The organism is Streptomyces sp. NPDC047061, assembly GCF_040643955.1.
Classification (GTDB): Bacteria; Actinomycetota; Actinomycetes; order Streptomycetales; family Streptomycetaceae; genus Streptomyces.
Genome location: NZ_JBEYVI010000012.1, coordinates 204408 through 227415, shown reverse-complemented (window position 1 = coordinate 227415; position 23008 = coordinate 204408). Strand labels below are relative to the sequence as shown.

General features: G+C 70.5%; 24 protein-coding genes and 1 pseudogene. 8 read left to right on the top strand and 17 right to left on the bottom strand.

The features are described 5' to 3' along the window. Nucleotides 1-108: 108 nt before the first annotated feature. The 5 genes from ABZ887_RS20015 (at nucleotide 109) to ABZ887_RS19995 (ending at nucleotide 5886) form a co-directional block, all read left to right on the top strand. On the top strand, nucleotides 109-966 hold the full coding sequence (locus ABZ887_RS20015; RefSeq protein ID WP_361291037.1) for a helix-turn-helix transcriptional regulator: 858 nt from the start codon (nucleotides 109-111) through the stop codon (nucleotides 964-966). 227 nt (nucleotides 967-1193) lie between these two features. Next, nucleotides 1194-1649: a flavin reductase family protein gene (locus ABZ887_RS20010; RefSeq protein WP_361291058.1), complete on the top strand. Its 456-nt coding sequence runs from the start codon at nucleotides 1194-1196 to the stop codon at nucleotides 1647-1649. Between the two features lie 73 nt (nucleotides 1650-1722). After that, nucleotides 1723-2121: a hypothetical protein gene (locus ABZ887_RS20005; RefSeq protein ID WP_361291034.1), complete on the top strand. Its 399-nt coding sequence runs from the start codon at nucleotides 1723-1725 to the stop codon at nucleotides 2119-2121. A gap of 1562 nt (nucleotides 2122-3683) precedes the next feature. Continuing rightward, complete coding sequence (locus ABZ887_RS20000; protein WP_361291031.1) at nucleotides 3684-4952, top strand: MFS transporter; 1269 nt, start codon at nucleotides 3684-3686, stop codon at nucleotides 4950-4952. 235 nt (nucleotides 4953-5187) lie between these two features. Continuing rightward, nucleotides 5188-5886, top strand: coding sequence for a transposase family protein (locus ABZ887_RS19995; protein ID WP_361291028.1), 699 nt, complete (start codon nucleotides 5188-5190; stop codon nucleotides 5884-5886). Nucleotides 5887-5966: 80 nt separating this feature from the next. On the opposite strand, the gene ABZ887_RS19990 is transcribed toward ABZ887_RS19995, so the two are convergent. Both ABZ887_RS19990 and ABZ887_RS19985 read right to left on the bottom strand, forming a co-directional pair. Continuing rightward, the gene (locus ABZ887_RS19990) at nucleotides 5967-6860 is read right to left on the bottom strand and encodes a helix-turn-helix transcriptional regulator (RefSeq protein ID WP_361291025.1); all 894 of its coding nucleotides are present in this window, start codon (nucleotides 6858-6860) and stop codon (nucleotides 5967-5969) included. Nucleotides 6861-6887: 27 nt separating this feature from the next. Continuing rightward, complete coding sequence (locus tag ABZ887_RS19985; RefSeq protein WP_361291022.1) at nucleotides 6888-7694, bottom strand: SDR family oxidoreductase; 807 nt, start codon at nucleotides 7692-7694, stop codon at nucleotides 6888-6890. A gap of 389 nt (nucleotides 7695-8083) precedes the next feature. Here ABZ887_RS19985 and ABZ887_RS19980 point away from each other — a divergent pair. The 3 genes and pseudogenes from ABZ887_RS19980 to ABZ887_RS19970 all read left to right on the top strand — a co-directional run. Then, nucleotides 8084-8470, top strand: a pseudogene (locus tag ABZ887_RS19980) (alpha-L-rhamnosidase C-terminal domain-containing protein); the annotation flags it as partial. Nucleotides 8471-8612: 142 nt separating this feature from the next. Beyond that, nucleotides 8613-9440, top strand: coding sequence for a glucose 1-dehydrogenase (locus tag ABZ887_RS19975; RefSeq protein ID WP_361291019.1), 828 nt, complete (start codon nucleotides 8613-8615; stop codon nucleotides 9438-9440). After that, on the top strand, nucleotides 9440-10189 hold the full coding sequence (locus ABZ887_RS19970) for a glucose 1-dehydrogenase (RefSeq protein ID WP_361291016.1): 750 nt from the start codon (nucleotides 9440-9442) through the stop codon (nucleotides 10187-10189). Before ABZ887_RS19975 ends, ABZ887_RS19970 begins: the two co-directional genes overlap by 1 nt. Here the strand turns inward: ABZ887_RS19970 and ABZ887_RS19965 are convergent. The 15 genes from ABZ887_RS19965 to ABZ887_RS19895 all read right to left on the bottom strand — a co-directional run bounded on the left by ABZ887_RS19965 (nucleotide 10186) and on the right by ABZ887_RS19895 (nucleotide 22911). Further along, nucleotides 10186-11259, bottom strand: coding sequence for an MBL fold metallo-hydrolase (locus tag ABZ887_RS19965; protein ID WP_361291013.1), 1074 nt, complete (start codon nucleotides 11257-11259; stop codon nucleotides 10186-10188). The genes ABZ887_RS19970 and ABZ887_RS19965 overlap by 4 nt on opposite strands. Beyond that, on the bottom strand, nucleotides 11256-12815 hold the full coding sequence (locus ABZ887_RS19960; RefSeq protein WP_361291010.1) for a class I adenylate-forming enzyme family protein: 1560 nt from the start codon (nucleotides 12813-12815) through the stop codon (nucleotides 11256-11258). Before ABZ887_RS19960 ends, ABZ887_RS19965 begins: the two co-directional genes overlap by 4 nt. A gap of 64 nt (nucleotides 12816-12879) precedes the next feature. Beyond that, complete coding sequence (locus tag ABZ887_RS19955; RefSeq protein WP_361291007.1) at nucleotides 12880-13200, bottom strand: EthD family reductase; 321 nt, start codon at nucleotides 13198-13200, stop codon at nucleotides 12880-12882. Between the two features lie 19 nt (nucleotides 13201-13219). After that, nucleotides 13220-13603 carry a nuclear transport factor 2 family protein gene (locus ABZ887_RS19950; protein WP_361291004.1) on the bottom strand — a complete coding sequence of 128 codons (384 nt, stop codon included), beginning with the start codon at nucleotides 13601-13603 and terminating at the stop codon, nucleotides 13220-13222. After that, nucleotides 13600-13950 carry a nuclear transport factor 2 family protein gene (locus ABZ887_RS19945; RefSeq protein ID WP_361291001.1) on the bottom strand — a complete coding sequence of 117 codons (351 nt, stop codon included), beginning with the start codon at nucleotides 13948-13950 and terminating at the stop codon, nucleotides 13600-13602. The genes ABZ887_RS19950 and ABZ887_RS19945 overlap by 4 nt, the downstream gene beginning before the upstream one ends. A gap of 105 nt (nucleotides 13951-14055) precedes the next feature. After that, nucleotides 14056-14682 carry a TetR/AcrR family transcriptional regulator gene (locus tag ABZ887_RS19940; protein WP_361290998.1) on the bottom strand — a complete coding sequence of 209 codons (627 nt, stop codon included), beginning with the start codon at nucleotides 14680-14682 and terminating at the stop codon, nucleotides 14056-14058. 116 nt (nucleotides 14683-14798) lie between these two features. Further along, nucleotides 14799-15587, bottom strand: a complete 789-nt coding sequence (locus ABZ887_RS19935) for an enoyl-CoA hydratase-related protein (RefSeq protein ID WP_361290995.1) — start codon at nucleotides 15585-15587, stop codon at nucleotides 14799-14801. Further along, a complete protein-coding gene (locus ABZ887_RS19930; RefSeq protein ID WP_361290992.1) occupies nucleotides 15584-16354 on the bottom strand; it encodes an SDR family oxidoreductase in 771 nt (256 codons plus the stop codon). The genes ABZ887_RS19935 and ABZ887_RS19930 overlap by 4 nt, the downstream gene beginning before the upstream one ends. Beyond that, nucleotides 16351-17172: an SDR family oxidoreductase gene (locus ABZ887_RS19925; RefSeq protein WP_361290989.1), complete on the bottom strand. Its 822-nt coding sequence runs from the start codon at nucleotides 17170-17172 to the stop codon at nucleotides 16351-16353. Before ABZ887_RS19925 ends, ABZ887_RS19930 begins: the two co-directional genes overlap by 4 nt. Next, on the bottom strand, nucleotides 17169-18383 hold the full coding sequence (locus ABZ887_RS19920) for an acyl-CoA dehydrogenase family protein (RefSeq protein ID WP_361290986.1): 1215 nt from the start codon (nucleotides 18381-18383) through the stop codon (nucleotides 17169-17171). Before ABZ887_RS19920 ends, ABZ887_RS19925 begins: the two co-directional genes overlap by 4 nt. 12 nt (nucleotides 18384-18395) lie before the next feature. Next, a complete protein-coding gene (locus tag ABZ887_RS19915; RefSeq protein WP_361290983.1) occupies nucleotides 18396-19403 on the bottom strand; it encodes a phosphotransferase family protein in 1008 nt (335 codons plus the stop codon). Continuing rightward, complete coding sequence (locus tag ABZ887_RS19910) at nucleotides 19400-20611, bottom strand: acyl-CoA dehydrogenase family protein (protein WP_361290980.1); 1212 nt, start codon at nucleotides 20609-20611, stop codon at nucleotides 19400-19402. The genes ABZ887_RS19915 and ABZ887_RS19910 overlap by 4 nt, the downstream gene beginning before the upstream one ends. 10 nt (nucleotides 20612-20621) lie before the next feature. After that, on the bottom strand, nucleotides 20622-21770 hold the full coding sequence (locus ABZ887_RS19905; protein ID WP_361290977.1) for a thiolase family protein: 1149 nt from the start codon (nucleotides 21768-21770) through the stop codon (nucleotides 20622-20624). Then, nucleotides 21767-22138, bottom strand: coding sequence for an OB-fold domain-containing protein (locus tag ABZ887_RS19900; protein ID WP_361290973.1), 372 nt, complete (start codon nucleotides 22136-22138; stop codon nucleotides 21767-21769). Before ABZ887_RS19900 ends, ABZ887_RS19905 begins: the two co-directional genes overlap by 4 nt. Continuing rightward, nucleotides 22123-22911: an enoyl-CoA hydratase/isomerase family protein gene (locus ABZ887_RS19895; RefSeq protein WP_361290970.1), complete on the bottom strand. Its 789-nt coding sequence runs from the start codon at nucleotides 22909-22911 to the stop codon at nucleotides 22123-22125. The genes ABZ887_RS19900 and ABZ887_RS19895 overlap by 16 nt, the downstream gene beginning before the upstream one ends. Nucleotides 22912-23008: the final 97 nt, after the last annotated feature.

Sequence of the window (23008 nt, the reverse complement as noted above, 5' to 3'; positions counted from 1 at the left end):
AACAGGACCCTAGACAAGTCCCATCGTTGCAGGTCAGGAGCACTCTCCGCTTATTTGATCAAGGCATGGACGAGCACGCTCATGAAAGCGCGAGGCTAGTCTTGCCGCATGAGCAATGGGACGCCTTTGGGTGATTTTCTCCGAGCCCGCAGAGAAGCCCTGAAGCCGCACGACGTCGGTCTCCCCGAACACGGACGACGCCGGGTACCGGGGCTGCGCAGAGAGGAAGTCGCGCTGCTCGCCGGAGTCAGCTCCGACTACTACATCAGGCTGGAGCAAGGACGCGAGAGCAGCCCGTCCCCACAAGTCGTCGCTGCCGTCGCGCACGCGCTGAAACTGGACGCGGAGTCCACCGACCACCTCAACCGCCTCTGCCTGGCCGCCCCTCAGCGCCCGCACAACTGGGGCGAAGTCGACGTCAGCGCGCAGCTGCTGCAGCTGATGGACGGATGGGACCACACTCCTGCCTTCGTCGCGGGGCCGGCCCTCGACATCATGGCGGGCAACTCCCTGGCCACGGCCCTGCACAGCGGTTTCGAGAAGTTCGACAACCTCGCCCGGATGGTGTTCGTGGACCCGGCGGGGCGCGACTTCTACCAGGAGTGGGAGCGGGCCGCGCACTCCTGTGTCGCCGAGATCAGGGCCGCCTACGGCCACGACCCCGAGTCCGCCCGCATCGCCGAGGTCGTCGCGGAACTGTCCGCCCAGAGCGAGGAGTTCGCCGCGCTCTGGCAACTGCACGACGTCAAGGGCAAGTCCCAGGAGGGCAAGCACCTCAAGCACCCCCAGGTCGGGGACCTGCACATCAAGTTCGCGGCCTTCACCGTCAACGGCGCCCCGCACCAGCAGCTGGTGGTCTACCAGGCCGAGCCGGCCGGCCCGACGGCAACCGCCTTCGAGACGCTGCGGGCCATGGCCGCCCAGCCTCAGCAGGCCCGGACGGCAGCGGTGGACGCGGGCAGCTGAGTATGTGAGCTCCCGTACAGGCTGGTAGTGGCACACCCAGGAAGAACGCGGCCTGCATAGGGGTGTGCCCGCCTGCCGACACTCGATGCCACAGACCGCACGGCATCGGGAGCAGACATGATCACCGTGAACGACCTTCGGCCGCATCCCCTGGACCAGGTCCACCGCCTCGTCGAACCCGGCCCCGTCATCCTGGTCACCACCCGGCCCGCGGCGTCCCGAACGTGATGACCAACGGGTTCAACATGATGGTGCGCCATGTCCCGCCACTGATCGCGTGCACGATCGGTCCCTGGGACCACAGCTACCAGGCCCTGGTCGAGACCGGGGAGTGCGTCGTCTCGATCCCTACGGCGGACATGGCCGCCACCGTGGTCGACATCGGCAACTGCTCGGGGGCCGATGCCGACAAGTTCGAGGAGTTCGACCTGACCGCCGTGACCGGTGAGAAGGTCCAGGCACCGCTGGTCGCCGAATGCCTCGCCAACATCGAGTGCAGGGTCGCCGACACCAGCCTCGTGGCCTCCTACAGCCTCTTCCTGCTGGAGCCCGTCAGGGCCTGGACCGACCCCTCCCAGCCCCAGCCGCAGCTGTTCCACCACCGCGGAGACGGCACCTTCACCCTCGACGGACCGACCGTCGACCTGAAGGACCGCATGACCAAGTGGAAGTACCTCCTGTAGACAGGCCCGGGACCGGGCGCCGCTCGCCGGGCCTCCCCGGCCGGCCGGCAGGACGATCAGGAGAGCATGGAAAGTGGGTCCGGTGAAGGGGCTGAAGTGGTGGCACCGGGTGGTGTTGGTGGTGTGCCTGGGCACGCTCGCGGTGCCGCTGTGGTTCGCCGCGAGGAACACCTACCGGTTCGTCACCGGCCACCGGACGGCGACGAAGGGATACGTCCACTGCAACTGGGGCGGCCCGTGCCGAGGCACGTGGCAGCTGCCCGGCGGCCGACAAGGGCGCGGTGACATCGAAGGCCTGACCTTCCAGGACGACGAGGAACTCGTGACGGACATACCGCTGTACGCGGGCGAGGACTGGGCCGTGGCCGACCGCTCCGACCTGCTTGTCCACGCGGCTCTGGAATTCGGCGGCACCGCGACCGGCACGGCTCTGGTACTCACGGTTGCCTGGATCAGATCCAGAGATCTTTGACGCCGCAAGAGCGTCCGTCCGGCACCAGCATGAAACTGTCGACAGGCCATTCGCGCACGTCAGGGACCGCTTGCCCCACGCTCGGGTTCACCTTCGCCACCGGCCCACAAGCCGACAGCGACGGTACCGGGCAGGCCGTCGCCGACGACAAGCCGCAGCGCCTACTACGCCAACTGCAGCCACACGGTCGGCAGGGCCGCCCCGCATCCCAGCATGGTTCCGCCGCACCCCGGTCCACCACCACAGCGACGGCGAGGCCGACCACATCATCGATTCCCATGGCTACCCCTGCCCGGCAGAAGAACCGCCCCACACTGTAGCCGCGTCCGCCATGAGGCCGACAAGAGCACCGCGCCGCCCGTTCCCCTGACCGGGGCCTCCTCTGGGGAGAATGTGGGGTGTATGAGCGGCCTTGGGGAGCACGTGGGGAGAGGCGGCCGCACAACGCGGCATGCCCCTGAAAGGCCGTGAAAGACGCGTGGCAGCAGGTCAGATACTGCGAAGGAAGCATTACCGCAGGTCAACAGCGTCAGGTAGAGGACTTCAAGAAGGTCTGTTCGTTCTCCCGGCTTCGCGCATCACGCCCCGTCTTCAAGCGAGGCCCTCTCCGACTCCGGCTTTGCCCAGTTCACGACCAAGATCCCGACCATATGCGGGCCAAACCGTATTCTCACGGAGGCTCGGTCCGTCCCGCCCCCGCGGTAGTCACGACGGCAACCCCCGAAAACGCCACCGAACGCAACCATACGTCGTCAGGTGTCAGTGCCCGTCGGGCACGGAGAACAGATCGCAAGCCGCGAAGGGGTTCGGTGAGGTTGAGGGACAATCCACCACCTGACCGGCCTCGACGGTCAGCGCTCCTTGCCCATACGGAGATGATCTGCTCCTTCCCCTGGCCCTGGGGCACGCCGCCGCCTACGTGCTCCGCGAGAACACCCCCTGCACCGCCTACCTTGAGCGATTCACCGATCGCTACGGCCGACAGACACACCACCACCCTCCTCCTCGCCCTCGACGCCACCGACAAGGACTTCCCCTGCGGCTCGTTGGCGCCGGCGTCCCGGGCTTCGAACAGCCGGTCTGGCCGGCGGGGTGGCAGGGCCTGAGTGATTGGCGGACCGGGCGTCGTCGGTGGTGCCGGGCGCGGCGGTGAACCCGAAGCAGGCCCGGGTGGAGACGACCGGGCCGCCGGTGCTCGCGGCCTTTTTCTTGACCTCCCACTCCATGCGGACAGCGTGCGGGCCTGACGCACAACTCCGCCGGGCCGGCGACGGGGCACCGAGGAATTCACCGATGCCCCAGAGAAGGGCATATCGCTCTCCGCCGGAGACTCGCGCACCGAATACGCCGCGTCACTCTGTGAGCTGTATAGTTCAGCCGTCAACTGGCGCCGTCGGCATGCCAGTTCCTCTTCCTTCCTCAGAGCGGAGGCAAGGTGCCCCTGGTGCGCAGCCTGATGGGCGCAGACGCAACTCGGTCTTTTTCAGACATGCATTTTCCGTGCAGTGACCGGGATCTCCCCTAACCCTCCCCCACACATCTATCGAGAGTCTCCCTCTTTCGTGGCCATCACTGTGCACGAGGACCGGCCTGTCGGTCGGCATGCCGCCGTTCCGGCCGGCAGTCTCTTTCGGCGAATATATGCTCCGCGCGCGAGTGACGCGCTGGCGTTCTCCATGGCGACGTACGCCATGCCCCTCCTGGTCCTGTCCATTACCGGTTCCGCGTCTTTGACGGGCCTGGCGTTCGCATTGGAGTGGACGCCGCGGATCGCGGCGTTCGTCGTCGCCGGCAAGGCGGTCGACCGACGCGGTGCGGCGATCGTCTGCTTCATCGCCTCGCTCGCGCGGGCCGTGGTGGTGGCCGTCTCCGCGGTGGCCCTGCTCATGCTGCCGCCGGGCCCGGCGGAGACCGCTGTAACGCTGGTCCTGGCGGCCGTCACCGGAACGCTGTCCCAGTTCAGTTTCGTCGCCAACGAGGCCGTCGGAGCGATCGTCACCCGGCGGGACCAAGCCCGACCGCACGGAATCCAGACGGTCCTGGTCAGCATCGACCAGTCCGCCACGGTCGCCGGTCCGCTGCTCGCAGGCCTGCTCCTCCTGGCGGGTCCGGACTGGATGCTCGGATGCCTGAGCGCGGTGTCCCTGATCGCCGCCGTGCTCGGCCTGCAGACTCCCCCGACTCCGCTGCGCGCCGCACGCGCCGACGGCACCGGAAAGGGCGGCGCGCTGCGCCTGGGCCTGCGGACACTGCTGACGCTTCCCGCGCTGGGCTGGCTGGTGACCGGGCTGGCCTGTTCCAACCTGGCCCTCGGCCTGCTCCAGTCCGCCAGTCCGGTGATCGTGGTGGAGACGTTCGGGCGCTCCTCCGCCGACGTCGGCGCCATGTGGTCCGCGGCCGCCGTGGCGACCCTGCTGGCCATCACGTGCTGCCGGCTCGTGCTGAGCCGCGTCGACCTCTGGGGGGTGGGCATGGTGTCCGCGACGCTCGCCTCCGCCGCGTGCCTCGCCCTCACCCAGGTCCCCTCCTTCGTCTCCTACACCGTCCTGGTGGCGATCTTCATGGCGGGGGACGGCGGCCTCACGGTCGTACTGCGTACGGTGCGGTCGCTGATCATCCCTACCACGGCACTCGGGGCGACGCTCTCCCTGACGATGCTTCTCCTGCTGCTGCCCTTCCCCGCGGCGGGCGTCCTCGTGGCGCTCACGCGGCCGGCCCGTCTCAGCGACGTGATGCTGGTCTGCGCTCTCGTCCAGGCCGTCGCGCTGGCCACCACCTTCGTCAGGCTCCGCAACGAACCCACTCTGCGCATGGTGGCCGGCCGCAGGTGACGTCGGCGCCCTCGCTCCAGGGGCGCGGTGTGTCACTTGGCCCGTCGTGGCGATGCACTGAACTATCTGCCGCCGGAAGACCAGGAAGACCGCGAGGAGCGGGATGAAGCCGAGGACCGAGGAAGCCATGATCTCGGCGTACTGCAGGCTGCTGGAGTCCACTAGGAGATCGCCTCAACTGGCGTGGTTACTAGAAGGGTGTTGCACAAGGCTCTGAGCTGGTCATTTCCTCTGTATGGCCGGTGTCTTACGTGCTGAGCGGGTGTGGGTGGAGACGTTCACGGGACTGCGGGTGACGCAGTTCTCGGGGCTGTTGAAGGTGGTGCGGAAGCGGGGCGGCAGCGGCACCTTGCGGGGCCGGCCGTGGGCGTTGCCGCTGGCCGAGCGGGTGCTGATGGTCGCGGTGTACTACCCCACGAACCTGACCATGCGGCAGCTGGGCCCGCTGTTCGGTGTCTCCTCTTCCACGGTGTGCCGGGTCGTCCAGCGGCTTGGTCCGTTGCTGGCGCTTGAGCCTGTCTCCCGTACCGCTGATGCGGCGGACCGGTTGTGGATCGTGGACGGCACCCTGATCCCGGTGCGCGACCGGAACATCGGCTCATCGTCACGCAACTACCGGTTCTCGGCGAACGTGCAGGTCATCGTAGACGCGGACACCCGTCTTGTGATCGCCGTCGCCCGGCCGGTGCCGGGCGACGGTGCCTACCTCAACTGCGGGATGGTCGTGCCGCACCGCAAACGCCCTCACCGGCCCCTGCTGCCGGGCGAGGAGGACGACAACGCTGCCCACCGCAAGGTGCGTGCGCGGGTGGAGCACGTCATCGGCCGCATGAAGAACTACAAGATCCTCCGCGACTGCCGGCAGCACGGCGACGGCCTCCACCACGCGGTCCAGGCCGTCGCCCACATGCACAACCTCGCCCTCGCATCATGACCAGAAGACCGCGATCACAGCTCTGACCTGCAAAAACACGGCCTTGTGCAACACCCTTTAGTACGGCTGAAGGGGTTGGACTATCCGTTGTGTGCTTCGAGCTCGGTCGCCAGCGTCTGTTGGGTGGCCGCCCACGACGCCAGGAGCGCCAAATTGTCAAAGGTCGGTGTGCCCGCGGGTGCGGTGTAGACGTTGAGGTGCAGGCCGGGTTCGGCGGGCAGTTCCAGGGACTCGACGTCCAAGTCGAGCCGGCCCACGATCGGATGGTGTACCCGCTTGCTTCCGGACCGGTGCAGCCGCACGTCCTGAGAGGCCCACCGCTGCCGGAACAGCTCACTGCACGTTGACAGTTCGCCGACCAGGGCGATCAGCTCCTCGTCGTGCGGATTGCGGCCGGCTTCCATGCGTAGCTTCGCGGCCGCGTCACCGGCAACTTGGTCGTAGTCGACAAAGAAATCTCTGGCCGCCGCGGAATTTTGATAGACGAACCGCGCTGTGTTCGCTGGCCGTCGCGGGTCGGCCAGCACCGGTGAAAACAGCGCGCGGGCGAGTTGGTTCATGGCGAGCACGTCATAACGGCCGTTACTGATCCAGGCCGGTGCAACGGAGATCGCGTCGAGCACCTGTTGCAGTGTCGAGCGCACCGTCACGGCAGATCTGCGCCGACGTGGGCCGCTGGGCGCCCTGGATCGGCGCGCGAGGTGGAACAGGTGGTCGCGCTCGGCCTCGTCGAGTTGCAAGGCGGAGGCCAACGCGTCGAGCACGCCGTCGGAGGCACCGGCGAGGCTGCCGCGCTCCATGCGCACGTAGTAGTCGACCGAAACCCCCGCCAGTAGCGCTACCTCCTCGCGGCGCAGGCCCTTGACCCGACGGTTGCCGCCGTAAGCGGGAAGGCCCGCCCGCTCGGGTGCGATGCGGGCGCGACGCGAGCTGAGAAACTCCCGGATCTCGGTGCGTAGGTCCATCGTGGCCATCCCCTCACCGTATGCCCGTTCCGCAGCCTAAGGGGTACCCGTTGCGGTCGTCGCGATGCCGCCGTCTACCGGGATAACGGTGCCCGTGAGGTAAGACCCGGCCCGGCTGGCGAGGAACACGGCGATACCGGCCATGTCGTCGTCGCGGCCGAGCCGGCGCAGAGGGGCCGCCGCCGCGATCGTGTCGCCGATGGCATCGAGCGTGGACGCCATCATCTGTGACGGGAACACTCCCGGTGCTACCGCGTTCACCGTGACGTGCTGTGGGCCCAGCTCTCTGGCAAGCACTCGGGTGAGTTGATGGAGTGCCGCTTTGCTGCTGGCGTACGAGTAGTTGGGCGACTGGGCGACGTGGATGGCGGCGATACTGCCGATGTTGATGATCCGCGCGGGATCATCGGCGGTGCCCGCCCTGCGAAGTTCGGGAAGCAGCGCCTGCACCAGCCAGAAAGGCGACTTGAGGTTGAGGTCGATCACTGCGTCCCAGGCCTCGTCCGGGAACGTCGCCAGCGGCTCGCGCCACATCGCTCCCGCGTTGTTGACAAGGATGTCCAGGCGTTCCGAGTCGACCCTGACAAGATCAGCGAGGCGCTGACACTCGTCGTGCCTGGACAGGTCGGCGGGAATTGCCTGAACGTCGCCGAATTCGGACAGTAGATGCTGCGCCTCCGCGCACGCGTCTTTCTTGCGTGAGCTGATGACAACGCGGGCGCCCGCCTGGAGGAGGCCGCGCGCTATCATCATCCCAATGCCCTTGGTGCCGCCAGTGACAAGGGCATACTTCCCACTCAGGTCGAAAAGTCCCGTACGAGTGGTGAATTGGGCATCCGCCATTGATCTCCGTCCCTTCTGCCGTGGAACAATGCGCCGACACGGTCGCGCATTCGGGCCAGCTGAATTGAACTGATGAGGGTAAAGCTGCAGCGCGTGTCCATGAAGTGTTGTCGGCGCTTTCGACTCAACCAGGTTGACAGGCGTTTTGGACGTCTGGGAGACCCGGGTGATACAGGTACTGTCAGAGCCCCCTTGCCTGGTGCGCTGAGTCCGGATCACCCGGCTTGATGCCGGTGGATGGTTCTTCCAGAAACGAAGAAGTGCCTTGCGACCTGCGATGACGGGGTTTCTCCAGGACCGCATCAGGCATGATCGGCAAGGCACTTCCGAGATGCAATCCGCCCATGCCGCGGCGGCGCTCTCATCCGCGTTCGATGATCCGAACCCAGGACGGCAGCTTCCAGGACCCGGGCATGAACTCCTTCAACCACTACGCCTACGGCTCGGTGGGCCAGTGGATGTACACGAACATCGCCGGCATCGCGGCGGGGCGGCCCGGCTACCGGGAGATCGTCATCCGTCCCCGTCCGGGCGGCACCGTCACCACCGCCCGCGCCACCTTCACCTCGGTGTACGGGCCCGTCTCCACCCGCTGACGGCTGCGGTCCGGCCGCTTCGCCCTGACCTGCGAGGTGCCGCCCAACACGACGGCCGAGGTATGGATCCCGGCGTCCGACCCGGCGGCGGTCACCCACACCCACGGCACGTTCCTGCGCCGGGAGGACGGCTGCGCGGTGTACCGCGTGGGTTCCGGCACCCACGGGTTCACCGCCTGACCGTACGCCCCCACAGGGACGGCCCGCGTCCATGAGGAGTCGCCGGTGCGCACTCCTTGTCGCTCTCACCGCAGGAACCTAGACTCCTGACCATGAACTGAAGTTAGTTCAGTTCGGGGTTCTCGGCAGAAGGGAGTGGGGCATGGACGGTTCCCTCAAGGGCAAGGTCGCTCTCGTCACCGGGGCGGGCCGGGGCATCGGGCGGGCCATCGCGGTGGAGTTGGCCCGGCAGGGCGCCTCTGCCGTGGTCGTCGCCGATCTCGACGAGGCGGGCGTCGGCGAGAGCGCCGCCATGGTGCGCGCCGAGGGGGCGAAGGCCGAGGCGGTCGGGTGTGATCTGCGGGTGCGCGACGACATCGAGGCCATGGTGACAGGGTGTGCTGACCGCTTCGGCGGCCTCGATGTGCTGGTCAACAACGCCGGAGTGATCGACACCGCGTTCACGACCGGCCAGGACCACGGTGTCGGTTCGCTCCCCGAGGAGGTCTGGGACGCCGTCTACGAGGTCAACCTCAAGGCCGTCTGGCTGACGACCAAGTTCGCGGCACCGTACCTCCGCCGCTCCGCCCGCGGCCCGGCCATCGTCAACACCGCCTCCGTCTCCGGCCTGGTCGGCTTCCCCAACTGCCCCGCCTACGGCGTCACCAAGGCCGGTGTCATCCATCTGACCAAGGTCACCGCGGTCGACCTGGCCCCGGTGCGCTGCAACTGCCTCTGTCCCGGCGTCATCGACACAGAGCTGACGCGGGAGTACTCCGCCGCGGCCGGGGACCACGAGGCGATGACACGGGAACTGGTGGCCCCGCAGCTGGTGGAACGGCTGGGACGGCCGGAGGAGGTGGCGCGGCTCGCCTGCTTCCTGGCTTCGGACAGCGCGGCGTTCATCACGGGCGCCGCCCATGTGATCGACGGCGGCGCGCTGGCCTGGCGCGGCGTCAGGGCTGAGGGACCGAGGGAGGGACGGGTGTGATGGAGGCGAGGCTGGGCGGCCGGGTGGCCCTGGTGACCGGCGCGACCGGAGGCATCGGCGACGCCGTCGTCCGACGGCTCGCGGCCGAGGGCGCCACGGTGGTGGTGACGGACGTCGACGGGGAGGGTTGCGAGAAGCTCGCCGACGAGGTCGGCGGCGGGGCCGTCGGGCTGGCGCTGGACGTGAGCGACGAGTCGGCCTGGGAGGCTGTCGTGGACCGGGTGACCGGTCGGTTCGGCTCGCTGTCCGTGCTGGTGAACAACGCCGGTATCGCCGCGATGCGCACCGTCGAGACGGAGACCCGGGAGTCCTGGGACCAGGTGATCGGGGTGACCCAGACCGGGGTCTGGCTCGGTATGAAGCACGGCGGCGCGGCCATCGAGCGTTCGGGGGGCGGCTCCGTCGTCAACGTCGCGTCGATCTTCGGTACGGTCGGCGGTTTCGGCTCCCAGTTCTCCTACCACGCGGCCAAGGGTGCCGTGCGTCTCATGACGAAGAACGCCGCGTTGCACTGGGCGCGGCGCGGTGTCCGGGTCAACTCCCTGCATCCCGGTTTCATCGAGACGCCCCGGTCCCGTGAACTGTGGCGGGGCACACCGCGGTTGGCGTCGATGCTCGACGGCACACCGCTCGGCCGGCTCGGGACGCCCGAGGAGGTCGCGGCGGCCGTGGCGTTCCTGGCCTCCGACGACGCGAGCTTCATGACCGGCTCGGAGCTGTATGTCGACGGAGGCTGGACGGCACGCTAGGCGAGAGCGGTCGGCGTCCGAGGGGGCGCGGTGTAGTGGTCGACGCCTTCGGCCGACCGGGTGCGCCGGACATGGCCGCGGGCCACCAGTACGTCCAGGTGGGCCGCGGTCTCGTTGACCGCGAGCATCTGGTTGAAGGCGTTCAGGCCGGTGAAGGGCACCTTGCGCCGCGTCCACCCCAACTCCCCCGCCACGTCGTGGGCGTTGAGCGTACGGTCGCCGAGGACCGCCTGGGTCTGGGCGAGCCGGTCGTCGTGGTGGGCCAGCAGCTCTCCGACCCTGCCGTGCACGCTGTCGCCCACCGGGCCGTGCGCGGGCAGCAGCCGGGCGTCCGCGAGCGTCGTCAGCATCCGCAGCGAGTCGAGGTAGTCCCCCAACGGCAGTTCGGCAGGGCCGAGTTCGAACCCGATCGACGGAGTGATGTGCGGCAGGACGTGGTCCCCGGAGAACAGCAGGCCCCGGGCCCGGTCCAGGTAGACGACGTGGCCCCGGGTGTGGCCCGGGGTCGGGACGACCGCCAGCCTCGCGTCGCCGAACCGGAGTTCCTCGGCCTCCAGCCAGCGGTCCGGGGCCTCCCACACACCCGGGTCGAAGTCGCCGTGGTCCATCGCGGCCACGCGCTCGGCGAGTTCGCCCGCGCCGGACCGCGTCAGTGTCTCCAGCGAACCGGCCGGCCGCGTCGTGCGCAGTGCTCCGAGCAGTTCCAGGCCCCGGCGTTCGCCGGCGCCCAGGTAGACCCGGGAGCCGAGCAGCCTGCGCAGTGTCACGGCCTGGGTGTAGTGGTCGCGGTGGATGTGGGTGACCAGGATGTGGCTGATCTCGCCGAGGTCGTGGCCGAGGCCGGTGAGCGCCTCCTCCAGTGCCTTGCGGGACTCGGGGATCGACCAGCCCCCGTCGATCAGGACCAGCCCGTCCACGAGGCCTTCCAACGCGTACACGTTGACCGCCCGCAGCCCGTCGTCCGGCAGCGGGAGCGGGATGCGGTGGACGCCGGGCCGTACGGTCTCGGTACCCGCCTGCGCCCACCGGCCGCGGTCGAAGCGGGAGGTGCGGGTCGTGGGGGTGGTCATGCGTCTCCTTGCCGGTGCGGTTGCGGGGCCGGCTCCGGGGAGAGCCGGGTGTGCAGTTCGTGCGCGAGTCTGCGGGCTCCGGAACGGTCGAGCTTGCCCACCGTGGTCTGGGGCAACTCGGCCACGGTGAAGGCGAATTCGGGCCACTTGGCCTTGGACAGACCGGTGCGGTCGAGGTGTGCGGTGATGTCGTCGAGGCCGATGCCTTCGTGGCCGTCCTCCGTGACCACGAGCACCGCCGCCCGTTCGCCGAGCAGCGGGTCCGGTACGGGCACCACACAGGCGCGGGCGATGCCCGGGTGGGCGGCGACGGCGCGTTCGATCTCCGTGATGTCGAGGTTGCGGCCGCCCCGGATGATGACGTCCTTCTCCCGGCCCATGACGGTGACCGTCCCGTCGTCGCCGGTCACCAGCAGGTCCCCGGTGGGGAAGAAGCCGTCCGGGGTGAGAGCGGGCGGCTCGACCTTGCCGTCCCTGGCGTACCCCAGGAACAGGGAGGGGCCGCGGACCTCGGCCCGGCCGGTCCGGCCGGGGCCCAGGACGGTGCCGTCGGCGCCGACCGCGCGCAACTCGGTGCCGGGGAAAGGGCGTCCGTCCCGGCCCAGCCGGATCTCCTCGGGGTCGTCGGGACGCGGGGAGGTGTGCCCGAGGCATTCGGACATGCCGAAGACGCGCAGGATCCGGGTCCCGAGCGAGCGCTCGGCACGGGCGAGGGCGCCGCGGTCCATGGGACCGCCGCCGACGGTGATCGAGCGGACGCCTGCCAGAGCCCGTGATCCCGCGGCCGCCGAGCCCATCTGGAGTGCCATGGTGGGCACGCACATGGTCCATCGGACGTCGTTCGCGGACATCCGCGCCAGTGCCTCCTCGCGGTCCCACCGGCCGCCGAGGACGAGCGGGCCGCCCAGCATCAGTGCCATGCCCACGCCGAAGCAGTACGCCGCGGTCGAGGAGAGCGGCACGATCGCGGCCACCGCGTCGCCGGCGCGCAGCCCGTTGATCTCCGCGGTGCGGGCGCATGCGTAGCGCAGGGCGCTCTCGGACTGGACCACCCCTTTGGGCCGCCCGGTGGAGCCGGACGTGAGGCCGACGAGCGTGCCGCCGGACCAGCAGGAGACATCGCGCGGGCCGTGGCCGGCGAGCACCTCCCAGCCGTCGAGGGCGCCGGCCGTCCGCGCACCCGACCCGCCTTCCCCGGCATCCGCGACGCCCTCCCGCGCCCGCCATGCCTCGGCCGCGGACGGTTCGGCGATGACGACGTCGGGGCGGATGTCCTCCAGCGCCGCCGCGAACTCGGCCTCGGTCGTGTGCCGGTTGACCAGCGCCAGGACCCCGCCGGTCAGCCCCACGGCGAGGGTCGCGGCGACGGTGCGCCAGGAGTTGTCGGCCTGGAGCAGGACGGTCCCGCCGGGCGTTCCGTCCGGTGCCATGGCGTCGGCCAGTTCGGCGGCGCGCGCCAGCAGGTCACGCGCGCCGTGCCGGCCGAAGTCGTCGACGACGGCTGTGAAGTCGGCGCTCTCCGCGCGTTCCTGGAACTCCCGCACTGTCTGTCGCATCCGCTGCTTCCTCGCCTCTTCGCGTGAAAGGTGGTGGGTGACCGTCCGTCCCGGACGGGCGTGTTCAGCCCGGGTACAGCTCCGTCTCGCCGCCCATGACGGCGATCCGCCGGCCCCGCATGTCCCCGACCTGGGCGACCGCGGCCGCCCACTCGGGGCTGGCGAGCGCCTTGCGCAGGTCCTCGGCGGTGTCGAAGCCGAGGACGGAGACCCCGTCCCAGCCCTCGGAGCGCGGTTCGAGGGCCGTGTCGATGTCGGTGTGCCGCCAGGAGCGCAGTCCGGGCAGGACGCGGGTGAGTTCGGCGTGTTCGCCGCGCCACCAGCCGATGAACCGCTCGTGCGTCCACTCGGGCGGCCGGGCGGCCAGCAGGATCAGGTTGTACACGGCGCCCTCCTCGGGCTTCTCAGGTGAACAGCACCTCGGGCGAGCGCCCGATCATCAGGCGGCGCAGCCGGCCGGTGTCGTCGAGGCGGGCGCCGGCCACGAAGGTGGCCTCCGGCACCCCGGAGCGCCGTACCTCGCCGAGGAACAGTTCGTCCCGGCCGACGGTGCCCGCGGTGAGCAGGTGGTGCGTGCGGACGCCCACCTCGCGCTGGGCGAGGTAGCCCTCCAGTTCGGCCCGGCCGCCGTGGAAGTCGGTCGCGCCGCCGCCCCCGGTCGAGAAGAGGATGGAGAAGGAGAAGTCGTCGCTGATCAGGTCCAGGACGCGGTCGGCGTCCTCGCTGTCGAGGAGGGCGAACCACCGGGTCAGGAACGCCGCGGTGGACTGCGTGGCCGGGGCGGTCACGGCCGGTCCACCAGGTCGAAGTCGGTGGTGAAGAAGGACTGGTAGCGGGCCATCAGCCCGGCGGGCGAGATCTGCGCGGCGGAGAGGAACGCCCCCGTGGTGACGCCCTTCTCGACGACGAAGCCGTACGCCGTCTCGACATCGCCGTCGACCGCGAACCTCTTGATCTCATGGGTACGGTCCACGGCCCGGCGCCCCGCTATGTACGCGGCGAACTCCGCACGCGAGGTCCCGCTCCGCTCGCCGCCGGGCAGGGCGATGAGGAACCGGAATCCGGGCTCCACCAACTCCAGGGCCTTCTCCGGATCCTGGCCGTCCATACGGGCCATGTACTCGCGCAGCACCATTGCCGATCGCTCTCCCTCGCACCCCTTGGAACAACCTGAGTTCAGTTCAGTTTGACTGTAGGACGGCCGCCCCGACCCCGACAAGAGGCGGGACGGATCCGGAGACTACTCGGCGACCATGCGCACCACGCATCCCTCGATCATCTCGCTGATCTCGGCGAGGGGGATCGCTCCGGTCGGGCGGTACCAGCGCCAGACGCTGACGATCATGCCGAGCACGGACAGGCCGAGGGTGTGGGCGTCACGCAGCGGGAAAGCGCCCTTGGACATGCCCCGCATCAGCAGGTTCGTCCAGTCCCGCTCGACCATCTGCACCAGCTGGCGGGCCGCGACCCGCTCGGTCTCCTCCCGCTTGGACTTGCGGGGGTTGGCCAGCAGGGACATGTTGGCCTGCAGGATGCGCATCTGGCGGATCTCCTGCTCGCTGACCGCGAAGGCGGCGCGTACCGCCGCGCGCACCTCCTCGACCGGCTCCGTCACGTCCTTCGTGGCCTCGACGAACTGGTCGTGGGAGCGCTGGAGCTCCAGGCGCATGATGGTGAGCAGGCAGTGGGCCTTCGACTCGAAGTAGTGGTAGAGCGCGGTCTGCCCGATGCCGACCCGGTCGGCCACCTCGGACCACTTGGTGCTCTCGTAGCCGTCCTCCCCGAACCGCTCCACCGCGGCCACCAGGATGGCCGCCCGCTTCGACCTGGGCCCCTCCTCCGGATCCACGATCCGTGCCCTTGCCATCGCCGCTCCCTCTGCTCCACAGCCGGTTCCGATCACCGGCCGGTCGTCCGAGAGTAGACCCAAGTTCAGGTTGGCTTCGAATCGACGGGACGCGAGCCCCCGGGCACCCCCGCCCGTCACCGTGCTTCCGCACGCACGAAGTCCGGCCGTCGCCGGCCGAGGAACGCGGCCAGGCCCTCCCGTCCCTCCCCGGACACCGCGGCGGCGGCGAGCCGCCGGGCCTCCGCGTCGAGCTGTTCGTCCAGCCCGGCCGAGAACGCGCCGGCGACCAGCCGCCGCGTCACCCCGTACGCCTCGGTGGCCCCGCGCGCCAGCATCCTCGCGGCGCCCGTGGTCTCCTCCCGGAGCCGCTCTGGTGCGACGACCCTGCTCACGAGCCCGATCTCCAGCGCTTCCCCGGCGGGCACCCGCCGGTTGGTCAGCAGCAGGTCCAGCGCCCGCCTGGGGCCGACGAGGCGGGGCAGCAGCCAGCTCACCCCGGCGTCCGGCGAGTACCCGACCGCGGTGTACGCGGCCGTGAAACCGGCGTCGTCGGCGGCGAACGCCAGGTCGGCGGCCAGGGCGAGTCCGAGTCCGGCCCCGGCGACGGCTCCCTGCACCGCCGCGACCAGCGGCGCGTCCAGCCCGGCGAAGATGCGCAGCGCCCCGTGCAGGGCGTCGGTGACCTCGGTGAGATGCCCCGCCAGCAGCTCCCCGGGCAGGGCGCCGAACTCCTTCAGGTCGCCGCCCACGCAGAAGGAGCTCCCCCGCCCGGTGAGCAGCACCGCCCGCACCCGGGCCGCCTCGCACTCCCGCGCCGCCTCCAGCAGCCCCCTGGCCGTCGCGAGGTCGATCGCGTTGCCCGAGCCCCGGCACATCTCGACGTGGGCCACCCCGTCGTCGTCGATCCCGACCGTGACCCTCATCGCGCCGTCCACCCGCCGTCCACGGTGAGCACCTGCCCGGTGCAGTACGAGGACGCGTCCGAGGCCAGGTAGAGCAGCGCGCCGTCGAGTTCGCCCGGTGCGCCGCCGCGCCCGAGCATCGTGCCGCGCTCCACCCAGCGCCGGGAGCGCTCGTCGGCGAACAGCGCGTCGGTCATCTCGGAGCGGAACCAGCCGGGGGCGAGGGCGTTCACCCGTACTCCCGCCCCTCCCCACTGCCCGGCGAGCTCGCGTGTCAGCCCGAGGAGCCCGGCCTTGGAAGCGGCGTAGGCGGCCCCGCCGAGCGGGGCACCGGAGACGAGCCCGAGGACGGACGAGACGTTGACGACCGAGCTCGTACGGTCATGATCGCGCCGTGCCTCGGCGAGCAGCCGGGCCAGATGGAACGGTGCCACGAGGTTGACGGCCAGGACGTCCGCGAAGTCACCGGGGCTTTCGTCCTCGGCGCGCACGGCACCGGACGCCCCCGCGTTGTTGACCAGCACGTCGAGCCTGCCGGTGTGTTCGAAGGCGGTTCCGGCCAGCCGGACGCGGTCCGCTTCCTTCGCCACGTCGCAGACGACGGGGTGGATGCGCGGGTCGGCGTCGGCCAGTTCCTTCAGCCGGTCCGGTCGCCTGGCGGCCGCGAAGACGGTGGCCCCGGCTGCCGCGAGCACCGTGGCGAACCGCGCGCCCAGTCCTGACGAGGCCCCGGTGACCACGGCCGTCCGGTCTTCGAGCGAGAACAGGTGCGGGCCCGCGCCGGTCACCCTTCCACCCCGATCGGCAGCGCGGTCGCCCCGCCGTCCAGGACGAGCGTCTGGCCGGTCATCCAGGAGGAGGCCCCGGATGCGAGGAACACGGCCGCGTTCGCCACGTCCTCGACCGTGCCCAGTCGGCGCAGCGGGAGCTTCGCGGTCAGGATCGGCTCGCGCGGTTCCCATACGGCCCGCGCCAGTTCGGTCTTGATCAGACCGGGCGCGATGGCGTTGACGCGGGCCTGCGGCCCGAGTTCGTAGGCGAGCTGCCGGGTCAGGTGGAGCATCGCCGCCTTGGTGGCGTTGTACCAGCCGATGTGCGGATCGACGACCAGGCCTCCGACGGAGGCGATGTTGACGACGGCTCCCCCGTGCTCCCGCATCCAGGCCCGCCAGGCGTACCGGGTCCAGGCGACCATGCCGTACTGGTTGACCTCCACGGTCTTGTGGGCGCGCGGCGGATCGAGGTCGAGGAGGGGGCCCATGTACGGGTTGGTGGCCGCGTTGTTGACGAGGACGTCGAGCCGGCCGAACCGGTCCATGGTCTCCTCGGTACACCGTTCGGCGTCCTCCGGCCGGCCCGCGTGGGCGACCACCTCGTGCACCTCGCCGTCGCCCTTGACCCGCAGCAACTCCGCACGGGCGGCTGCCAGTCCGTCCGGTTTGCGGGCGGCGATCACCACATGGGCGCCCGCCTCCCGGTACGCCTTCGCGATGCCGAGACCGATCCCCCGGGAGCCGCCGGTGATGACGGCCACCCGTCCGTCCAGCGGCAGCGCATTGAGTGGTTGTGCGTTCAATGCCTGTGCGTTCAGTGCCTGTGCGTTCATGCCGACTCCTCGGGATACCTGGCCAGTTCGCGTCGTGCGACGGTGCTCAGATGCACCTCGTCCGGCCCGTCCGCGATCCGCAGTGCCCGGGTGATGGCGTACAGGCGCGCCAGTACGGTGTCGTCGCTGACCCCGGCCGCCCCGTGCGCCTGGACCGCGCGGTCGACCACCCGGTGGGCCACCTCCAGTGCGGCCACCTTGATCGCGGCGACTTCGGTGCGGGCGGCCGCGTTGCCGGAGGTGTCCATCAGCCAGGCCGACTTCAGGACGAGCAGGCGGAGTTGCTCGATCTCGATGCGGCTGCGGGCGATCCACTCGCGCACGACGCCCTGTTCGGCGAGCGGCCCGCCGAAGGCGCTCCGGGTCAGGGTCCGGCGGCACATCAGCTCCAGGGCGCGTTCGGCGAATCCGACCGCGCGCATGGCGTAGTGCATACGGCCGGGCCCCAGCCGCCCCTGCGCCAGGGCGAATCCCTCGCCCTCGCCGCCGAGCAGCGCGGACGCGGGCACGCGTACGTCCTCGAAGAGCACGTCGCCGTGGCCGCAGCGGTCGGTGTAGCCGAACATCGGCAGGTCGCGCAGGATCGTGATGCCGGGGGTGTCGCGCGGGATCAGCAGCATGCTCTGCTGCCGGTAGGTGGGAGCGTCCGGGTCGGAGACCCCCATCAGGATGATCAGCCGGCAGTCCGGGTCGAGGATCCCGGAGGTGTACCACTTGTGCCCGTCGACGACGTACTCGTCGCCGTCCCGGGTGATGCGGGTGCGGATGTTGCGTGCGTCGGAGCTGGCCACCTCGGGTTCGGTCATGGCGAAGCAGGAGCGGATCTCGGCGGCCAGCAGCGGTCGCAGCCAGCGGTCCTGCTGTTCCGGTGTGCCGAAGAGGGCGAGGAGTTCCATGTTGCCGGTGTCCGGTGCCGAGCAGTTGAAGACCTCGGGGCCGATGACGGAGCGGCCCGCCAGCTCGGCGAGCGGCGCGTACTCCAGGTTGGTGAGGCCGGCGCCCCAGTCGCCGTGGGCGAGGAAGAGGTTCCACAGCCCTTCGGCGCGCGCCTTCTCCTTCAGCTCCCGCATGACCGGGGGGAGTCGGTGCGGGTCGTCCGCCTCGGCGAGCTGGCGGTCGTGGACGGGCTCGGCGGGCAGGACGTACTCCGCCATGAACGCGGCCATGCGCGAACGGAGTTCCTCGGCCCTCGGCGAGAGTCCGAAATCCATGGTGCGGCTCCTTCAAGGCCGTGGGGACCGTCGGGACCGTTGGGCCCTTCGGGATCGCTGGGCGAGGATGTCGCCGGCCGTGCGGATCATCGCCGCGATGGTCGGGGGCAGCCGTTCCTGGTCGGGGTCGTGGTGCTTGCCCTCGCGGTGCCTGCGCAGGTTGTGGCCCATGATCGCGGCCATCTTGGTGCGGGCCAGGGCGCGGAACCAGTCGAGGGCGGGCGGTTCGGGACGGCCGTCGAGGTAGGCGGTGAGCAGCTCTTCCTCGGTGGGCAGCCCGGGGACCGGGCGGCCGAGGCGGGGGAAGTTGCGGTGGTCGGTGAAGAGGAGGAACCACGCGAGGTCGATGCGCGGATCGCCGTACCCCCAGATCTCCCAGTCGACTACGGCCGTCGGCCGTTCCCCGCGGCACAGGACGTTGCCGAGGCGGAAGTCGCCGTGGGTGAGGGTGGGTGCCGTGCCGTCGGGGATGTGTGCGGCCAGGGTGCTCAGCAGTTCCTCGGCACCGGGCCGGAGTTCGGGCGGGACCGCCCGCATGGTGTGGCTCCATCGCGCCAGCTCCGCGGCCGGGGTCAGGGGTTCGGGATCCGACGGAACGGCCGTCCGATGCAGATCCCGCAGCACGTCGGCCAGGGCCAGCATGCGGGTCCGGCACAGTGCGGGTTCCGGACCGTGCTCGTCGAGGACCGGTTCGACGGCCTCGCCGTCCACGAACTCCATGGCGAACCAGGCGGGTTCGGTCTCGTCCACGGCCACGACGGCCGGGACGGGCACCGGTGACCCGGCGAGCGCGCGCAGGATCCGGGCCTGCCGCAGGACGTCGTTGCGGCCGACGGCACGCTGTCCGGGTGGCACCGCCTTCACGACGTACGAGACCGCTCCCGCCGTGAGCGAGTAGGTGAGGCCCGAGTGTCCGCCGGGCAGGGTCCGCAGGTCGCCCGGGGTCTCGTGCGGGTGCCGGTCGGCGAGCCGCTCGCGGACCCGGCGGCCGAGTTCGGCCACTTCGGTCGTCGTACTCAACTCCCCACCCCTTTGGGTTCCTTGGGCAGCCGGAGCACACGCTCGGCCAGGATGTTGCGCTGGATCTCGTCGCTGCCGCCGGCGATGCGGTAGCCGGGGGCGCCGAGCAGGTGCTCGGTCCAGGCGAACGTGCCCCACTCCCCCGTGTCGGCGGCCAGCCGTGGTCCGAGGAGTTGCTGGACGAGATCGGTGGTGGCGCGCATGGTCGCGGTGGCGTGCAGCTTGCCGACCGAGGCCTCGGCGCCCGGTTCGCGGCCGGCCGCCAGGGTGGCCGTCACCCGGAGTCCGGTGAGCCGTTGGACGAGGCTGCGCACGTACAGGTCGGCCGCCTGCTGCTGTTCTGCGCCGGTGAGCGGGCGGGGCAGCCGCCGGGCGAGGTCGAGGGCGCGTTCGGCGTTGTCCAGGCCGAGGCCGCCGGAGTCGAGGCGTTCGGCGGCGAGCACGGTGAGGGTGACCCGCCAGCCCTCGCCGACCGGACCGAGCCGGTCGGTGTCGGGCACGAACACGTCGTCGAGATAGACCTCGTTGAAGCTGGCGCCGCCGGTCATCTGGCGGATGGGCCGTACGGTCACGCCCGGGGCGTCCATCCGGACCAGGAGGACGGTGATGCCCGCGTGCCTGGGGGCGTCGGGGTCGGTACGGCAGACGGCCACGCCCCAGGTGGCGACCCGGGCGCCGGACGTCCAGACCTTGTGGCCGCGCACCACCCAGCCGTCACCGTCCCGTACGGCACGGGTACGGACACCGGCCAGGTCGGAGCCGGCCTCGGTCTCCGAGAAGAGCTGGCAGGCGAGTTCGTCGGTGCGCAGCATGGGGCGCAGCCAGCGCCGCTTCTGTTCGTCGGTGCCCCAGATACGGATGGCGGGGGCGACGAGCTGCCGGGTGACCGGGAAGACCTCGGTACGCCGCGGCACGTCGAAGGCCGCCTCCTCCGCGCGGTACAACTGCTCGTAGTAGGAGGGCAGTTCACGGCCCCCGTACTCCGGTGGCCAGTCGAGGGCGCCCCAGCCGTGGTCGTACCGGGTGCGTTCCCACTGCCGTACGAGGTCGGTGTGGGCGCACTCTTCGGGTTCGGTCCGGTTCTCGAAGACGGCCACCGAGTCGTCGCCCCGGCCCCAGTCCCGGTGCGCGGTGCGTTCCTTCGCCACGCCGGTCAGCCAGTTGCGGGCCTCGGCGCGGAACTCGTCCGGGCCGGGTATGCCATCCATGGTCCTCCCTTCAGCGGGTCAGCACGGTGCAGGCGCTGACGCCCGGCGCGCCGTACACGTGGGTGAAGCCGGCCGTCGGATCACCCGGCACCTGGCGCTCGCCCGCCCGGCCGCGCAACTGCTGGACGACCTCGTGGACCTGGCGCAGCCCGGAGGCCCCGATGGGTTCGCCGTTGGCGATGCAGCCGCCGTCGGTGTTGACCGGCAGTGAGCCGCCGATCCCGGTCGCCCCGAACGGGATGAGCGACTCCTGTTCGCCGTGTGCGCAGAACCCGCACTCCGCCAGGTGCATCACCTCGGCGCCGCTCTCGGTGTCCTGGAGCTGGCACACGTCGATGTCGGCGGGTCCCAACCCGGCCTCCTCGAAGGCCTGTTGTGCGGCGTCGGTGCTCACGCTCGTCGGGATCCCGGGCGGCGCCCAGGGGCTGAACACCTCGAAGGAGCCGAAGCTGCGGGTCCGTACGACGGCCGCCCGCAGGGTGACCGGTGTGCCGCCGAGTTCGCGGGCAACGGCGCGGCTGCACAGCACCAGGGCGACGGCGCCCTGGCCGGGCGAGCAGAACATGTAGCGGGTCAGCGGGTCGTTGACCATGCCGGACGCGAGGATCTCGTCGGCGTCGAGCGGCTTGCGCCGCCAGGCGAGCGGGTTGAGCGCGCCGTTGGCGTACGCCTTCTCGGCGACCAGGGCGAGGGTGCGGGGGCTGATGCCGTGGTCGTGCATGTACCGCTGGATCTTCAGGGCGAAGAACTGGGTGGTGACCATCAGCCCGTCGCGGCCGTACGCCTCGTCGAGTCCCCACTCGGCGGGCCGTGGGGCGAAGGCGCCGCGCGGGTGCTTGTCGAAGCCGACGGCGAGGGCCACGTCCGCCGCCCCCGACCGGATCGCGTGGACAGCGGACACCAGCGCGCTGCCGCCGGTCGCGCAGCCGTTGCGGACGTTGGTGAACGGCACCCCGGTCAGGCCGAGTTCGGAGACGAGGGTGTCGGCGTTGCCGGCCGCGTCGCTGCCGCCGTACGCGGCCCGCACCCGCGACCAGGGCAGTCCGGCGTCGTGGAGAGCGGCACGTACGGCCTGCACCGCCAGCTCCCGGCCGGTCGCCTCCGTCCGGGCGAAGGAGGTGATCCCGGCACCGCAGACGAGTACGTCCGCGCCGCTCATACGACGGCTCCCACGCCCCTGGGCACGCCGTCCCCCGCCGTGACCGTGACCGGCATGCCGATCTCGGCGTCCTCGGGCCGGATGTCGAGGGCGGCCAGCACCCGTACGCCTTCGGGGAGTTCGACGTATCCGACGGTGTACGGGGTGAATCCGGCGGCGGGCGGGACGTACGGCGGCGACTTGGGCGGGTACCGCTGCACGGTCCAGGTCCACAGCGTGCCCGTGGCGGAGAGCAGGACCGGTTCGGCCGGTCCCCCGCAGCGCGGGCACCCGGGGCGGGCCGGGTAGGCGGCCACCGCGCAGCCGGCGCACCGGGAGCCACGCAGCGGGCTCCCGGTCCCCGCCGCGGCGCTCAGCGGCCCTTCCACTGCGGCTCCCGCTTCTCCAGGAAGGCCGCCACGCCCTCCGCCGCGTCCTCGGAGTTGAGCATCACGCCGACGGCGAGGTGTTCCATGACCATCAGGGACTGGATGTCCGCGTCGAGACTCCGGTCGATGGTCATCTTGGTGATCCACATGGTGAACGGGCTCTTGTCGACGAGCTGGTCGGCGAACTCCTCGACGGTGGCGTCGAGTTTGTCCGCGGGCGCCGAGGAGTTGACGAGCCCGAACTCGGCGGCCTCGACCCCGGTGAGCAGCTTGCCGGTGAGCATGAGCTCCTTGGTCTTGCGGACGCCGATCATCCGCGGCACCCGGTAGATCGGCCCCGCTCCGCCGAACAGGGCGCGGCGGATGTGGAAGTCGCCGATCAGGGCGTCGTCCGCGGCGATCGCGAAGTCGCAGGAGATCATCAGCTCGAAGCCGCCGGCGGTGACATGCCCTTCGAGGACGGCGATCGACGGGGTCCTCATCGAGTACAGCCGGTCGCAGACCTTGGCCGACAGCACGGCGACGTCGATCGCGTTGGACCTGCCGACGAAGTCGGCCCTGAGGCTGTCCAGATCGAACCCGGAGCAGAAGGTGCCGCCGCGACCGCGCAGCACCAGCACACGCAGTTCGGGGTCCGCGTCGACCTCGGTGATGATCTCGTCGAGGCGGTTGAGGATCGGCACGGTCACGCAGTTCTTCTTGTGCGGGCGGTTCAACCAGACCCGCGCCACCTGCCCGTCCCGCTCGAACTGGATCTCGTCTTCGACTGCCATGAGCTCCTCCAAACTGAACTGAATTGAGTTCGATTTTGGGGGCGGTAGATGCCCCTGTCAATGGTCTGGAACGTGACCGGCCGGAGAGCGAACGCGT

Bases quoted from the DNA above. Each gene is read 5' to 3' on its own strand.
- ABZ887_RS19935 (WP_361290995.1), bottom strand. From the start codon at position 15,587: ATGAGGGTCACGGTCGGGATCGACGACGACGGGGTGGCCCACGTCGAG.
- ABZ887_RS19920 (WP_361290986.1), bottom strand. From the start codon at position 18,383: ATGGATTTCGGACTCTCGCCGAGGGCCGAGGAACTCCGTTCGCGCATG.
- ABZ887_RS20015 (WP_361291037.1), top strand. From the start codon at position 109: ATGAGCAATGGGACGCCTTTGGGTGATTTTCTCCGAGCCCGCAGAGAA.
- ABZ887_RS19940 (WP_361290998.1), bottom strand. From the start codon at position 14,682: ATGGCAAGGGCACGGATCGTGGATCCGGAGGAGGGGCCCAGGTCGAAG.
- ABZ887_RS19990 (WP_361291025.1), bottom strand. From the start codon at position 6,860: ATGGCCACGATGGACCTACGCACCGAGATCCGGGAGTTTCTCAGCTCG.
- ABZ887_RS19995 (WP_361291028.1), top strand. From the start codon at position 5,188: ATGGCCGGTGTCTTACGTGCTGAGCGGGTGTGGGTGGAGACGTTCACG.
- ABZ887_RS19975 (WP_361291019.1), top strand. From the start codon at position 8,613: ATGGACGGTTCCCTCAAGGGCAAGGTCGCTCTCGTCACCGGGGCGGGC.
- ABZ887_RS19970 (WP_361291016.1), top strand. From the start codon at position 9,440: ATGGAGGCGAGGCTGGGCGGCCGGGTGGCCCTGGTGACCGGCGCGACC.
- ABZ887_RS19905 (WP_361290977.1), bottom strand. From the start codon at position 21,770: ATGAGCGGCGCGGACGTACTCGTCTGCGGTGCCGGGATCACCTCCTTC.
- ABZ887_RS19910 (WP_361290980.1), bottom strand. From the start codon at position 20,611: ATGGATGGCATACCCGGCCCGGACGAGTTCCGCGCCGAGGCCCGCAAC.
- ABZ887_RS19945 (WP_361291001.1), bottom strand. From the start codon at position 13,950: ATGGTGCTGCGCGAGTACATGGCCCGTATGGACGGCCAGGATCCGGAG.
- ABZ887_RS19895 (WP_361290970.1), bottom strand. From the start codon at position 22,911: ATGGCAGTCGAAGACGAGATCCAGTTCGAGCGGGACGGGCAGGTGGCG.
- ABZ887_RS19985 (WP_361291022.1), bottom strand. From the start codon at position 7,694: ATGGCGGATGCCCAATTCACCACTCGTACGGGACTTTTCGACCTGAGT.
- ABZ887_RS20010 (WP_361291058.1), top strand. From the start codon at position 1,194: ATGACCAACGGGTTCAACATGATGGTGCGCCATGTCCCGCCACTGATC.
- ABZ887_RS19965 (WP_361291013.1), bottom strand. From the start codon at position 11,259: ATGACCACCCCCACGACCCGCACCTCCCGCTTCGACCGCGGCCGGTGG.
- ABZ887_RS19960 (WP_361291010.1), bottom strand. From the start codon at position 12,815: ATGCGACAGACAGTGCGGGAGTTCCAGGAACGCGCGGAGAGCGCCGAC.
- ABZ887_RS19925 (WP_361290989.1), bottom strand. From the start codon at position 17,172: ATGAACGCACAGGCACTGAACGCACAGGCATTGAACGCACAACCACTC.